The 14964-nt window shown below is 39.2% G+C and carries 15 protein-coding genes and 1 rRNA gene; 2 read left to right on the top strand and 14 right to left on the bottom strand.

Going from position 1 to position 14964, the window contains the following annotated elements; all coding sequences use genetic code 11:
• Window positions 1-63 precede the first annotated feature (63 nt).
• Complete coding sequence (locus tag B0169_RS15755) at window positions 64-1113, top strand: polysaccharide deacetylase family protein (protein WP_077287560.1); 1050 nt, start codon at window positions 64-66, stop codon at window positions 1111-1113.
• A gap of 49 nt (window positions 1114-1162) precedes the next feature.
• Here B0169_RS15755 and B0169_RS15750 read toward each other — a convergent pair whose 3' ends face one another.
• From B0169_RS15750 to B0169_RS15730, 5 genes are all read right to left on the bottom strand, one after another.
• The gene (locus B0169_RS15750) at window positions 1163-1807 is read right to left on the bottom strand and encodes an SCO family protein (protein ID WP_077287558.1); all 645 of its coding nucleotides are present in this window, start codon (window positions 1805-1807) and stop codon (window positions 1163-1165) included.
• Window positions 1807-2724: a heme o synthase gene (cyoE, locus tag B0169_RS15745; RefSeq protein ID WP_077287556.1), complete on the bottom strand. Its 918-nt coding sequence runs from the start codon at window positions 2722-2724 to the stop codon at window positions 1807-1809. Before cyoE ends, B0169_RS15750 begins: the two co-directional genes overlap by 1 nt.
• Window positions 2725-2733: 9 nt before the next feature.
• On the bottom strand, window positions 2734-3741 hold the full coding sequence (locus B0169_RS15740) for a COX15/CtaA family protein (protein ID WP_235838599.1): 1008 nt from the start codon (window positions 3739-3741) through the stop codon (window positions 2734-2736).
• Window positions 3742-4302 carry a hypothetical protein gene (locus B0169_RS15735; protein WP_077287554.1) on the bottom strand — a complete coding sequence of 187 codons (561 nt, stop codon included), beginning with the start codon at window positions 4300-4302 and terminating at the stop codon, window positions 3742-3744. It abuts the gene before it with no gap.
• A gap of 61 nt (window positions 4303-4363) precedes the next feature.
• Window positions 4364-5110 carry an SURF1 family protein gene (locus B0169_RS15730; RefSeq protein WP_077287552.1) on the bottom strand — a complete coding sequence of 249 codons (747 nt, stop codon included), beginning with the start codon at window positions 5108-5110 and terminating at the stop codon, window positions 4364-4366.
• A 51-nt stretch (window positions 5111-5161) separates the two neighbouring features.
• Between B0169_RS15730 and B0169_RS15725 the strand changes: the two genes are divergently transcribed.
• Window positions 5162-5371: a DUF2909 domain-containing protein gene (locus B0169_RS15725; RefSeq protein ID WP_077287550.1), complete on the top strand. Its 210-nt coding sequence runs from the start codon at window positions 5162-5164 to the stop codon at window positions 5369-5371.
• 74 nt (window positions 5372-5445) lie between these two features.
• On the opposite strand, the gene B0169_RS15720 is transcribed toward B0169_RS15725, so the two are convergent.
• The 9 genes from B0169_RS15720 to rrf form a co-directional block, all read right to left on the bottom strand.
• Window positions 5446-6330 carry a cytochrome c oxidase subunit 3 gene (locus B0169_RS15720; protein WP_077287548.1) on the bottom strand — a complete coding sequence of 295 codons (885 nt, stop codon included), beginning with the start codon at window positions 6328-6330 and terminating at the stop codon, window positions 5446-5448.
• A gap of 30 nt (window positions 6331-6360) precedes the next feature.
• Window positions 6361-6945, bottom strand: coding sequence for a cytochrome c oxidase assembly protein (locus B0169_RS15715; protein ID WP_077287546.1), 585 nt, complete (start codon window positions 6943-6945; stop codon window positions 6361-6363).
• Between the two features lie 11 nt (window positions 6946-6956).
• The gene (ctaD, locus tag B0169_RS15710) at window positions 6957-8561 is read right to left on the bottom strand and encodes a cytochrome c oxidase subunit I (protein ID WP_077287544.1); all 1605 of its coding nucleotides are present in this window, start codon (window positions 8559-8561) and stop codon (window positions 6957-6959) included.
• Between the two features lie 12 nt (window positions 8562-8573).
• Window positions 8574-10070 carry a cytochrome c oxidase subunit II gene (gene coxB, locus B0169_RS15705; RefSeq protein WP_077287700.1) on the bottom strand — a complete coding sequence of 499 codons (1497 nt, stop codon included), beginning with the start codon at window positions 10068-10070 and terminating at the stop codon, window positions 8574-8576.
• 642 nt (window positions 10071-10712) lie between these two features.
• Window positions 10713-11327 (bottom strand): transcriptional repressor LexA, encoded by a 615-nt coding sequence (lexA, locus tag B0169_RS15700; RefSeq protein WP_077287542.1) that lies wholly within the window; start codon window positions 11325-11327, stop codon window positions 10713-10715.
• A 142-nt stretch (window positions 11328-11469) separates the two neighbouring features.
• Window positions 11470-12519 (bottom strand): DUF2955 domain-containing protein, encoded by a 1050-nt coding sequence (locus B0169_RS15695; protein ID WP_077287540.1) that lies wholly within the window; start codon window positions 12517-12519, stop codon window positions 11470-11472.
• Between the two features lie 11 nt (window positions 12520-12530).
• Window positions 12531-13592: an HlyD family secretion protein gene (locus B0169_RS15690; protein ID WP_077287538.1), complete on the bottom strand. Its 1062-nt coding sequence runs from the start codon at window positions 13590-13592 to the stop codon at window positions 12531-12533.
• On the bottom strand, window positions 13582-14073 hold the full coding sequence (locus B0169_RS15685; protein WP_077287536.1) for a MarR family transcriptional regulator: 492 nt from the start codon (window positions 14071-14073) through the stop codon (window positions 13582-13584). Before B0169_RS15685 ends, B0169_RS15690 begins: the two co-directional genes overlap by 11 nt.
• Window positions 14074-14644: 571 nt before the next feature.
• Window positions 14645-14759: ribosomal RNA gene (rrf, locus tag B0169_RS15680) — 5S ribosomal RNA — on the bottom strand.
• Between the last annotated feature and the right edge of the window lie 205 nt (window positions 14760-14964).

The following is a 14964-nucleotide window of genomic DNA, read 5'->3' as shown; positions in this document are numbered from 1 at the left end:
ACGGTAAAAAAAGCTATTTTAAGCATGAGCTTAAAGCCTTACAAATATTTTAGGAAGATTACCATGAAATACCGCTTGTTGGCAGCACTGTGCTATTGTCTTCACATGACCAGTTTTGCCACTGTCATTTTACAATATCATCATGTCAGCACCACTACGCCAGCTAGTACTAGTATTTCTCCTGAGCAGTTTTCATTGCATATGCAATACCTTGAGGATAACAACTTCAAAGTTATTGCGTTGTCAACATTAATGGCTTCCATTGAGCAGCAAAAGCCATTACCTGATAAGTCAGTGGTAATCACCTTTGATGACGCTTATTTAGATATTTTAACTCATGGTAAGCCGATTTTAGACAAACACAGATTTCCATTCACTATATTTATTAACCCTAGTATTGTTGAGCGCAATTCAAGCCATTATTTATCTTGGCAACAACTAAAAGCTATGGCTGATGATGGTGTAATTATCGCTAACCATGGCATGACTCACGACTCACTTACACGGGTTCCTGAAGGTGTCAGCCAACAAGCTTGGCTAGCTCAAAATAGCGAATCGCTATTAAAAGCAGAACAGTTAATTACTGAAAAAACTGGACAAAGTTGGCGTTATTTTGCTTATCCTTACGGAGAATATAGCCCAGAGATCCAGCAATGGGTGAAGGATAATGACTTTGTTGCTTTTTCACAGCAGTCTGGCGCCGTAGGATTAGCAACAGATACCACAAGTATTCCTCGTTTTCCGGCATCTAAACCTTATGATCAGTTATCAAGTTTACGCGATAAACTTAACGCTTTAGCTTTTAATATTCACCTTGAAGGTGAGAATCAACAAACTATTTTTCAGCAAGGGGAGTCAACGTCAGTTAGTTTTAATATTGAAGTAGATGACTTCAATCCAGAACAGTTGCATTGTTATATTTCAGGTTTGGGTCGTCAAAAAATTCAATGGCAAGGTGAGGAAATGTTTACTATTAACTATAGTGCGCCTTTACCTACAGGACGCGTACGGTGTAATTGTACAGCGCCCAGTATTAGCGAACCAGGACGATACTATTGGTTTTCAAAACCTTGGTTTATTCTCAAAGAAAACCGTCAATGGTATCCACTATAATTGAATAAACCGCCAGCAAAGTGAGTTTTATGTTTTGTTCAATATGAACTCAATACAAAGCGACTATTTTAGCAAAATCACTGACCAGTTTATCGCCTTCAATCACCGGCACTTCTCCTAGTGCCTGTTTTGGCTTAAAAATAGCTTCGACTTTACCTGCAGGATTAATCAATACCAAAGATGCACTGTGATCAACAAGATAGTTACCGACAGTTTGCCCGTGTTCATGCGCATCTGGTTCATTAATGGCATACATTAAACCTAAATTACGAGCGAACGGAAACAGTGTACCGTGATCACCATGCAATGCTTTAAACTCTGGGTTAAAGTAACCGATATAGCTTGCCAGCTTTTCTTGCGTATCACGCTTAGGATCAACAGAAACTAATAATACTTGGCTATTATCGGCGATAGCTTTTAGCTCATCATAAATAAAATTCATTTCTTGTAAGGTAGTTGGGCATACATCTGGGCAAGATGTGTAGCCAAAGAACACCCAGCTCCAATGCGCTTTTAACGACTCATTATTAAATGCCTTACCCGAATGGTCGGTTAACTCAAAGGGTTTAACATCACGCGCTTGTTGATAATGTAACGCAAATTCAACTGTGGCTTTTTTATTCAGCTGCCCAAATAATATTACACCTGCCACTAGCGCGCCAGCTGCGACAATTAAGGTAACAATTTTATTCATTAGCCAGTCACCGGCAATAAGTAATGATCAAGTAGTAAAATAATAAATAGCGCCATTAAATGTACAATAGAAAATTTAAAGGTATCCATAGCAGTACTCTCATCAGCATTGAATTTTAATTTCCAAGCGTAAGCAAAAAACACTGAGTTTAACACCACAGCACCAATTAAATACAACCAATTACTCATACCAACCAAGTAAGGTAGTAAACCAACAACAAATAATAAAACCGTATAAAGTAAGATTTGAGTCTTGGTAAAATTAACACCATGAGTTACCGGTAGCATTGGGATGTTCACTTTCGCATAATCATCTTTACGATGAATCGCTAAAGCCCAAAAATGTGGCGGTGTCCAAGTAAATATTATCAGCACTAATAGCAATGCATTAGGATGAATTTCATTGGTCATTGCCGTCCACCCCAATAGTGGGGGAATAGCGCCAGCTAGCCCCCCAATGGTAATATTTTGTGGCGTTGCGCGTTTTAAATACATCGTATATACAAAGCTATAACCCACTAGGCCCGAAAAAGTTAGCCAAGCAGTTAACGGGTTAACAAAGCTATACAGAATGGCAAAGCCCGTTATAGCTAAAGCCATTGCGAACATTGAGGCACTTTTTGCGGTTAGCCTGCCGTTAGGTAAGGGTCGATTATGTGTTCTGCCCATGACACTGTCGATACGCTCATCAACAATATGATTAATTGCCGCAGCCGCTGAAGATAAAAAGCCAATTCCTATCATTGATGGCACTAATACGTGCCAAGGAATAACCCCAGGCACTGATAAACACATACCTACTAAAGCAGTAAGTACAAGTAGTGCCACAACACGAGGCTTAGTTATTTCATAATAATCACGCCATGTTGCTGTGCTAGGTGCGCTATGACTTACTGCTATTGTGTTACTTTGCCCCATAATATGCCCCTAAATTTTACGTTTTAAACTATATGTCATGGTAATTAATGACATCATTAACATCGCTGCCACAACGTTATGACTGACAGCAACACTTAACGGTAATGAAAACCAGACATTACTTATCCCTAAGCTCACTTGTACGCTGAGAATAAAACCTAAACTCATAGCAGCGTTTTTGAAAAATGGCGACTGCGCTTTGCGATATACACTGGTAATTAACCACAACAAGTAGAGTGTTGCGACTATAGCGCCAAAGCGATGCATAACATGTATAGTTAAACGCGAAGCATGATCGAGGTGACCAAATTCATAACTGTCCTTTTCAGGTGGTATCAGATCAAAGGCATGTTCAAAGTTAACTTGTTCTGCCCAGCCGGCCTGACATATCGGCAGCTCAGTACATGTTAATGCCGCGTAATTCGCGGCAGTCCAACCACCTAAGCCAATTTGTCCAGCTAAAATAACAATACCAATAAGCCCAAATTTTGCGTATTTTTTTAGGGAAAAATCTCCACCGGGCACTCGATAATCATGTAAGCGTAGATATAACAAAAATAATAAACATAAAGTCGTAAAACCACCTAATAAATGCCCCATCACCACCACAGGCATTAATTTCATAGTAACCGTCCACATACCAAGTGCAGCCTGAAATATTACCACCAGCAAAATTAAAATAGGTAAGCCAACAGGACCACCTTGTGCTCGTCGCTTTATAGACATCAAGGCTATGATCAATATTAGTACCCCCAATGAACCAGCAAAATAGCGATGGATCATTTCATTCCATGCTTTGTGCGTTTCAACAGGGCGTTCCGGAAATGCTTGCTCAGCAGCAACAATTTGCTCAGTAGTAACCGGAACTTTTAATAAACCATAGCAACCGGGCCAATCTGGGCAGCCTAACCCCGCATGAGTGAGTCGTGTATAAGCACCTAGGCTGACCACCACAATAGCTAATAAAATGCTAACAAAAACCAGTTTTTTAATATCTGAGGAGCTTTGTGTTCTCATTTAGCCAATCCTTGAATATTTAAGTAATTTCTTAAAGTCAGCCAAGATTGCTTTACCAAACTGCGGTAATTGTTCTACATTTTTAGGAGGCAAGTGACTAAGAATAACATTGCCTAAAGGGTCGACTATCAATACTTGTGATTGTGAAATAGCACTTTTTGCTAAGGCAGGCATCGCTTGAACATGCCATTTTTTAAGTTGAATTTTACCTGACTGCTCATCAGTTAAATTTTGTTGGGTCAGTGCCACAGGCATAACACGTGGCATTTCTTTGCCTAACGCAATGTAAGTATTATTAACACTCACTAGTGTTTTCTCACATTGTTGATCACAAATTTCAGGTAAGGTATATAGCAACAACCAGTGGTGATCAAAATCAACAAGGTTGAGCCCAAGCTTGTCGAGAGTTAATTCATTATCGAGCAACTGCCCCTGATTAGTGACCCCGTAATTAAACCACTGTTGGTTTAAGGCTAATTTAGCCAATATCACGGGAATAACGAACACAGCCAAAAGGATCAACATACTACGGCGTGATTTATTTACTTCTGAAGAATTCATACAACTCAGCCTTTTATTCTTTTTATTCGGTTTCGGTACTTTTCTTATGTTTTATATAACGCTAATTATTGTTCTGATTTTTGCTCATCTTTATCGCAGCCCAGATCATTAAGCTGATCCACGCTAATGCCAAACTAAACCACTGAAAAGCGTAAGCCCGATGTTTTTCTGGTGGCATTACGATGGCTTGCCAGTTCTTTTTATAACCAATAGCTTCTGTTTTATCTAAGTAAACCACAAAGGGCAATAGTTTCTTAGTAATTAACGGTGAAAATTTATCTAATTCAATTTGTTGCACTCGTAATGGCCACGACGGATTAGCTAAATTTTGTGCTTGTAATTGTATACCTACCTCAACTTCTCGAACGTGGCCAGTAATAACATGTTGTCCTGTCATTGCGGTTACTGCGGGTAGCACATTACGATCTATTGAACCTTGTACCCAGCCTAAGTTGACCAGCACAGCATAGTCATTCGTTGTCATGACATGATAGACGCGATATCCCAAGCGACCCTCATCAGGCTGGTTATCCAATAAAAAAACTTTATCTTCAACAAATTCCCCATCAAGCTCGATTGGCAAATCATTTATACCATCTGGCAAGTCGCGCAGTGCTAGCACCTGCGTTAATGTTAAAGCTTGTTGTTGGCTTAATTCACTAATGCGTTGCTGACGCTGCTCTTTTTCAAGTGCTCTTTCGCTTTGCCAAAATCCAAGCTTGATTAATAACGAAAATACTAGCATGGTAAATAAAACCATCGGCCAACTAAGCTGCTTTAACTTGTGCTGAAGTGATACCAAATTCATAGACTACCGCATGTTCACGAACAAAAAACAAACTATAAAAGAGAGAATACTGTGCTAATTAAAATCATGATTATCGGCTTATTAATGCTTATGGTTTACAACCTGTTTAAAGCCTTATTTACCATGAATAAAAACGATCCTGATCAGCCACCAATGACTAAATTCATCGGCCGACGGGTAATAACATCCGTCGTGATCATATTATTATTGTTAGTGGGAATTTTCACTGGGCTTATCACACCAAACCCGCGTCCATATTAATCATTCAACAAATGTAATAACAATATAAAGTGCTCAACTCGAATAATAGCTGAGCACTGCAACGTTATAACGTATTAGATGATATAAACAAAAACGAATAGTAAAACCCAAACCACATCTACAAAGTGCCAATACCAACTTGCGGCTTGAAATGCAAAATGGTTTTTCGGTGTAAAGTGACCTTTAAACACACGAATCAGCATCACAAACAGCATAATGGTACCTAAGGTTACATGCATACCATGAAAGCCAGTGAGCATATAAAAGGTATTGCCATAGATACCGCTATCTAAGTACAGTCTCATTTCTTCAGCATAACCGTGCGCGTACTCTAAACCTTGGCAATATAAGAATATACAACCTAACAACACCGTTAGACCTAACCAAAATTTTAATAAACCGCGTTTTTCTTGCTCTAATGACACATGAGCAAAGTGGGCAGTAATCGATGAAGTTAGCAGCAAAATAGTGTTAATTAACGGCAAACCATACCAACCCATAGCCGTGGTTTCTGTACCGTCTGGAGTTTTAACTAACGGCCAAGTCGCGGTAAACTCTGGCCATAAAATTGCTGCGGTTGCAGCATTATTTCCAGCGCCGCCAAGCCAAGGTACTGAAAAGGTACGGGCGTAAAGTAATGCACCAAAAAACGCGGCAAAAAACATCACTTCCGAAAAAATGAACCAACTCATACCTTGTCGAAATGAATTGTCCATTTGATGACTATATTTTCCTGACATTGACTCAGTAATAACATTATTAAACCAGCCGAATACCATATAAATAATCAGTGCGATACCCGCAAGTAAGATCCAACCGCCACTGCTACTTTCTGGGTTATTAAGGTTGGAAACATAATTACCCGCACCAACGGCAATTAAAAATAACGCAATGGCGCCGATGATTGGCCATTTGCTTTGCGCTGGTACGTAATAACTTTCGTATTCTTTTGTTGTCATTGTTGTTCCCCTCATTTAAGTGCCAAGCACTTAAGAATCAACTGAGCTTGTAATATCGTACAAGGTATAAGATAGCGTTATGGTAGAAACGTCGTCAGGTAAGTCTAAATCAACATAAAACTGTAATCCCATTTCAACGTCCTCACTAGCTTTTAATGGCTGATTATTAAAACAAAAGCATTCTATCTTTTGAAAATAAATGGCAGCCCTCCCCGGCGACACCGACGGCACCGCTTGGCCAACAATATCGCTTACAGACTCGTTTTTAGCATAAAATTTGACGATTTTTCTTTCACCTGGATGCACTTTTACTTCATTAATCATTGGCTCAAAACGCCAAGGAATACCCTTGGCAGTTCGCGTCAAAAATTGCACGGTAATCGTACGTTCGGTATCAATACTTACGCCTTTATAACTAGCAGCCACGTTAGACGTCTTACCATTTAATCCGGTAATATCACAAAAAACGTCATATAACGGCACCATCGCAAAACCAAAACCAAACATCCCAAACACAATCAACATCAGCTTTTTCACTGTTTTTTTTACTGAGGCGTCTTTTGTTTGTAATTGTGTTTGTTTCGACAACTTGTTTTGCGATTCTCTGTTAGTCATTCTGCCCCCAATTAATCGATTTTTGGTGGTGTAGTAAACGTATGGTATGGCGCAGGACTAGCTACTGTCCATTCCAAACCTTCTGCACCATCCCAAGGTTTCGCTGGTGCTTTTTCTCCACCTTTAATACACTTGATCACTAATACCAAGAAAATTAATTGCGAAAGACCAAAGGCAAAACCACCAATACTGACCCACTTATTAAAATCTGCAAATTGCAGTGCATAATCAGGAATACGACGAGGCATACCTGCTAAACCTAAAAAGTGCATTGGGAAAAACAATAGGTTGACTGACACCAGTGAACACCAAAAATGCCACTTACTTAAGGTGTCGTTGTACATGTAGCCAGTCCATTTAGGTAACCAATAATAAGCACCGGCAAAAATGGAGAATAGCGCACCCGTCACCAAGACATAATGAAAATGAGCAACGACAAAATAAGTATCGTGATATTGAAAATCAACCGGTGTCATTGCCAGCATCAAGCCAGAAAAACCACCAATAGTGAACAATATAACGAAAGCAATTGAGAACAACATCGGCGTTTCAAAGCTAATTGAACCACGCCACATAGTTGCCGCCCAGTTAAATACTTTCACACCTGTCGGCACCGCAATTAACATGGTGCAATACATAAAGAACAGTTCACCAAATAACGGCATTCCTGTAGTAAACATATGGTGAGCCCAAACAATAAACGACAAGAAAGCTATCGATGCTGTCGCGTAAACCATTGAGCTATAACCAAAGAGCTTTTTACGAGAAAATGCTGGAATAGTTGTAGAAACAATACCAAAAGCAGGCAGGATCATAATGTAAACTTCAGGATGACCAAAAAACCAGAAAATATGCTGGAACATCACAGGGTCACCACCACCGGCGGCATCAAAGAAGCTAGTACCAAAATAAGTATCGGTTAATACCATAGTGACGGTACCCGCGAGTACCGGCATCACCGCTATTAATAAGTAAGCCGTAATGAAAAATGTCCAAACAAACAATGGCATTTTCATGTAAGTCATACCTGGTGCACGCATATTCATAATGGTTACGACAATATTAATAGCCCCCATAATTGACGAGATACCCATGATATGAACAGCAAAAACAAAAAAGGCGGTACTACCGTTACTGTAGGTTGTTGATAGTGGTGCGTAGAATGTCCAACCAAAATTTGGTGCTCCACTCTCCATAAAGAACGATGATAATAGAATGGCAAAAGCAAATGGTAAGATCCAAAAGCTCCAGTTATTCAGCCGTGGTAATGCCATATCAGGTGCACCGACCATCATAGGCAACATCCAGTTAGCCAAGCCAGTGAACGCTGGCATTATTGCACCAAAAACCATAATTAAACCATGTACGGTGGTCATTTGGTTAAAAAAGTCGGGCTCAACTATCTGTAGTCCCGGCTGAAATAGTTCTGCACGGATAACCAGCGCCATAGCGCCACCAGTCAAAAACATGATAAATGAGAACCATAAGTACATCGAGCCGATATCTTTATGGTTAGTGGTATATAACCAGCGTTTCAGGCCAGTCATTTTATGATCATGATGCCCACCGTCATGTGAATCATGTTCGGATTGATCATTAATTACATCTGTAGTCATTATAACGCCTCCCTACTTCGCACTAGCAGCAACATCTGCTGGCTGGACTAAATCACCGGTGTTATTACCCCAAGCGTTACGCTCGTAGGTGACAACTGCCGCAATTTGCGTTTTCGTTAATTGGCTAGCAAATGCTGCCATCGCTGGATTTTTCTTACTGCCATTAAGCACCATATCTACGTGCACAGCTATATCGCCAGTAGCAATTGCACTACCTTTAAGTGCTGGAAATACTGGAGCCATCCCTTCACCATTAGCTTGATGACAAGCGACACAAGCAGTCATATAGACTTTTTCACCCATGACCATTAACTCATCTTGGCTATAAACCTTAGACAAATCTTCAGCAGGGATCACGTCAGCTGCCTTATCAGCCACTTGCTCTTTAACATCCGTAACCACTTGTGCAACCGTATCTGTGATACTTGCAACAGCAGCACCTGAAGCGGCTTTAACATCTGCAGCTTGTACTGCATCGCCAGTATTGTTACCCCAAGCATTACGTTCGTAAGTTACTACAGCAGCAATTTCTTTTAAGCTTAATTGTTTACCATAGCCTTGCATGCCTGTACCTGCTTTACCGTTGTAAACAATATTAATATGCTCACTGACAGGTCCTGTTGTTGCTACTGCACTACCCTTAAGCGCTGGAAATGCTGGTGGTAGCCCTTGCCCGCTCACTTGGTGACAAGCAGCACAATAAGCGGTATAAGTTGTTTCACCCAGTTGCATCAGCTCGTCCATAGAAACAGAAGCAGTTAATGATGCTGCTTCAGCCGCTGCCGCATTAGCTTTCATTTGTTTTTGCTCATCAAGCCAAATGGCATAATCGGCTTCAGTTTTAACTTCAACAACAATTGGCATAAAGCCATGATCTTTACCGCATAACTCTGCACATTGGCCACGATAGGTGCCAGGTTTATCAACCTTAGTCCAAGCCTCGTTTATAAAACCAGGGTTAGCATCTTGCTTTACAGCAAATGCAGGTACCCACCAAGCATGGATAACATCATCAGAAGTAATAACAAACCGAACTTTTTTATTGATTGGAATCACCAAAGGGCGATCAACTTCTAACAGGTAATTCTCACCTTTTTCAGCTGATGTGCCATCTTGATTTTCATATTGCTCGCGTGGCGTAGACAGTACTGAGTAAAACTCAATATCTTGATCAAAGTACTTATAGTGCCATTTCCACTGCGAACCAGTGACTTGTACCGTGATGTCGGCATCATCATTATTTTCCATATCGATGAGTGTGATAGTGGCAGGAACCGCCATGGCAATTAGAATAACGACTGGAATAGCCGTCCATAGAATTTCAACTTTTGTGCTTTCATGGAAGGTAGCTGGCTTTGCTCCCTTTGATTTACGGTGAAACACCATAGACCAAAACATTGCGCCAAATACTACAACACCAATAGCGGTACAGATATAGAGTACCAACATATGTAAATCATATACGTCTCGACTAACTTCTGTAACACCTTTGGTCAAGTTCAGTGACATATCTGCCCAAACTGAACTAGACAATGAACTCCCTAGCAACAGTAAACCTAGGTTACGTCTTTTCACTCGACATCTCCTTCACCCTTTTAGGCTCAATAACACAATTTAATTATTAAAAAACAATGAAAAAGGTTATCTCGCGCATACATTTATTATTATTTAAGTGGCGAATTTTCAAACAACCGTCAATTACGCCCTTTTGTTATTTCTGTACGTTTTCTAGACTAGAATTACTCAAAAGTTGATCTGGGTCAATTTAAAATTTCATCAAGGTGAAAAATAAAAACCAATAAATACAATAGAGTAATAACCCTAAACAAGGCGATAAGCGCATTTTTAGTGGTATGGGTTGAATGTTTATTTTTTATTCAGCTCACAAATATCGTGCAGAATAATATATGAACAGTTAGGATTTTTACTGTATAAAAAAAAGTCAGGTATCAGCATCTAATGATGAGAATAAAAATTACGCTATATAAATAAACCTTAGATAGGGAATAATTAATAGAAGTGAGAAAAGTACAAATTCGCAGGATAAATGAAGAGCAAAAGGAGCAAAGTAAATGGTTGCAGATCTAAACAACTTGATTAATTAAATCTGCAATAGCATTCGATAAAACAAAATGAACTGTTATTAAAATTTTACATCCAATCAGCTGCACGGATAACGCCAACAGCAACGCCTTCAACATTAAAGTTTTGTGAAGTTAAATCAACTTTGATTGGTGAGAAGTCTTCATTTTCGGCATGTAAATAAACCACATTACCCTCACGCTTAAAACGCTTAACCGTGACATCGTCTTCAACACGAGCAACAATTACTTGACCATTTTGTACATCACTCGTTTGGTGAACAGCCAGTAAATCACCATCCATAATGCCAATATCTTTCATACTTTCGCCATTAACACGTAGTAGATAATCAGCAGCTGGGCGGAATAAGCTACCGTCAATTTTATAGTGCTGCTCTACATGCTCTTGCGCTAAAATAGGCTCTCCCGCTGCAACACGTCCAATGAGGGGTAAACCTTCCTCTACAATGAACTCTTCAGCTAAACGAATGCCGCGTGATGTACCTGGTAACATTTCGATATAACCTTTTTTTGCCAAAGCTTTTAAATGTTCTTCAGCAGCATTCGCCGATTTAAAACCAAAAAAAGTAGCAATTTCTGCACGCGTTGGTGGCATACCGGTTTCAGAAATTTTGTCTCGAATCAGATCAAAAATCTGCTGTTGTCTAGGTGTTAAAGGGCGCATAGTGATTCCTTAGGCTAGCTTATCAGCAAACCTGTATTTTTAAACAGTATTACTGTTATTGTATACAGCCTGTAAGTAAACGCAAGGAGTTATTATAACCAACATAATAATCAATGATTAATCACTGAACTCGTTACGTTAGCTAATCATAAGTATGATGACGAGTAGCGCTAAAGCGATTTAGTATATGATGAATAATATACACCGCACTTAAACTTGCTATTACTGCTAAAAAAACCGAACTAAAACGATAGAGTGCGCTGAAAATTAGATCTTGCCCTGGCCCCAATGACTGACCAAATAAAATACCAAAAGTGGTTAAAACACCAAAGCCCACTCCCGGTGATCCACCACCTAGAATATGAAATCGACTGAAAATCAACGACAATATCCAAAGCATAATAACTGGAAATAACAAAAAATCGCTATGAGTATATAGCAATAGTTGTGTTACTAAGGCTGCGCTACAACCAATAAGCGTGCCTATTATTCGCTGCCAGCTTGCTATTCCCGCAGCTTTCCAGCACAAAGAAAACAAAATTAGAATAGAAGCAGCCTGAGCAGAAATTGAATCTTGTAAATCTAGTGTTTGAAAAAACACAAAGGATAATGTCGCAACACTCGCACATAAAAGCACTTCGTGGCGAATACTTTCTTTTGCCTTTTCAGGCATTAATCTAGCAGTACGAGCTGTTACATCAGGGAATAGGCCGTGCATTATTAGCGCAATAAATATTGTTAATATAATAGCAACCGCATTACTTAAAATTAATGGGTAAATACTGGTATCACCAACAGCATAACTAGCGAAATGTAATTGAATTGATAAGCTCACAGCACCTAAAGCACCAAACAAAAAAGCACCTGAAGTGCTCATTTGATAAAATAAAAAGCAGAAGGTAAGAAAAACAAGTATTGTCATTAAAACAGGTAAGTGCGAAAACAGCCCTTGCATTAGTAACACCACAAACGCACTAAATCCAGCACTAGCAGAAAACTGTATTATTATGGATTTATTAATAGTAGGTACCAATCCTAATATCAACATAGGGTAGACCGTAAAAAATATGCCATTAGGCCAGTTCAATAATTTACTTATCGCAAAACCCAGCGTACAGCCACCAGCAATACGCAAGGCTTGGCACAATCCATTGGCATCAAGTTGTGTTGGTTGATTAATGATGTTATTCATCTCAGGCCTTACTAATAAATGTAGTGTAACCAACTAATGAAACGAATTTGCATTATGCCTAACCACTGACCAAACAAAGAATCCGGTAACAATTGCACTGTTGCTCTTGCACCACTGGGCATATTTTTAAGTAATGTATTATTTGATAGCTGTAAATGGATACGTTGGCGCTGAGCATCACGAACCCAGCGATTACTTGTTTCAGTAGTACTCAACAAACCATTTGCACTTAATTGCCCGTCACTTACACCAGCTTCAAAACTGATAATGTTAGCATCGTAAACTTCACCAGGACGGCTATCAAATACCACTTTCGCTAAACTTCCCTTACTGACTTTTGACAGTGATTTCTCACGAAAATCAGCAACTAAGTCAGCATTATTAGCCACTATTGCCAATAAAGGAGTCCCCGTTGAAGCATAAGCACCGTCTAGTAATTGCAAGTTTGCAACAATACCACCACTTAGTGCGCGTACTTTTGTATATGATAAGTTAAGTTCAGCTTTCGCTAGTTCATTAGCGGCATGACGTAATGCTAAATTATCATCACCAGAATCCCCCCGAGCTAAAACAGCTTCGGATAACTGCGCCTCAAAAGCGATGACACTTGACTCACTTGCTTCAAAGTTAGCCCTAATACTTTCTAGATTTTGTTCTGAAATAGAGTTTTGCTGAAATAGTTTCTCACCACGATTTTTTAATAACTTTTGTTCATACTGCTTTGCTTTAGCGGCACTCACTTGTGCCTCTAGAACTTTAATATTAGTATCAAGACGTTGATTAAGTAATTTGGCGTCATCATAAGCAAGCCTTGCTTGCTCGTATGCAAGTAAATAACTGCTATTATCTATTTCAAATAATATTTCACCGGGCTTTACTGCTTGATTATTCGTTACCAATACACTCGTAACCCTACCACTTACTTGTGGTGCAATTTGTACAACTGAATGATAAACCCGTGCTTGAGGTGTCACCGGCAACCAGATATCAGCGATAACATAGTAGACAAAAATTAAAATAAAGCCGATTAGTGAGCATTTTACATAGCGGGCAAATTTTTGATCAGGTGTCATTAAGGTTCTCACCTATAGTCGATTGAATAATAGATTTCTTTGCGTTTTCTTCCATTTTAACTAAACCATAGGCCATTATATCTAGTTGCTCATGGCTCAAACCGTGATAAAGCTGATCCTTAATATCGGCTATTTTTTCTTGTAATGTACTTAATACATTTCTACCTTGCTCGGTAAAATAAATCCTCTTACTGCGCCTATCTTGTTGATCTACTTTGCGCACAATCAATAACGATTCTTCAAGTTGCTTAAGTGTTCGTGTCAAAGAAGGCATTTCTATACCTAAACTATGTGCTAGTTCAAGTTGTGTCACCCCCTCCTGGAGCATATTGACATGAACTAATGTTGTCCAACGCGATTGTGTTAAGCCTAAAGGTTCAACAGCTATTGTGACAACTTCTCGGCATAATCTATGCACTCTTCCCATGTTGCCACATAAAGTTAAATCCAATGTTTCATAAAAAGGCAGCTGTTTTGTCATCCTAACCTCTATTTACTTAGCAAGCTAACTATATTAACATTAGTTAGCTTGCTAAGTAAATATAGAGTAATGACTTTAAAACTCAAACAACAATATAGTTTCTATCCATAACAATCAGGAGTAATGAAATTTCACCTGCTTAGTTATATAAAGAGCATTTTGTTAGTGTTGTGCGTTTAGCGCGAATTGTAGTGATGTATAGATAAACAGATACGTTGACGAGATTGGATGCACTAAAGCGGTCACTTCTGCGTCTCTTTATATGGTGAATTTCTTATAAAGATGTAGACAAATAGCTTTAAGTTCAAAGCTGTCAGTGGGTTATGTCTTAAACTGAAAGCTCAAAACTTATAGCTTGTAGCTTGGATTTTATAATTTCTAGATAGCAAAGCCCGACGCTTTTGTATCGGCTTTCTCTAAATAGAAGCTAGAGGGAATAGCTTTAAGTTCAAAGCTATCAGGTGTCAATGGATTATGTCTTAAACTGAAAGCTTATTACTGATAGCTATCTTTAGTGAATTTTAGATAGCAAAAAGCCCGTTACTTTCGTAACGGGCTTTTCTTAATAGAAGTCTAGCAATGTCCTACTCTCACATGGGAACTCCCACACTACCATCGGCGCTAACACGTTTCACTTCTGAGTTCGGAATGGGATCAGGTGGGGCCATGTCGCTATTGTCGCTAGACAAAAAGGGTACAATCTTGAAAGCCGACGTGCATGGATGCACTAACGTCGATAATGTTCATGGATGAACGTTTTTATCGACGCTACAGTAAAACCTAGGTTCTACTTTATATAAATACGTGTTTCGAACTCTTATTCAATGCTTTATGTACGTGTCACTCTTGCGAGTGTTTAGTCAAACTTAACTACAATCTTTAAAACCACTT

The organism is Cognaticolwellia aestuarii, from assembly GCF_002000025.1.
GTDB classification, from domain to species: domain Bacteria; phylum Pseudomonadota; class Gammaproteobacteria; order Enterobacterales; family Alteromonadaceae; genus Cognaticolwellia; species Cognaticolwellia aestuarii.
This window is presented reverse-complemented; position numbering and strand designations above follow the sequence as displayed.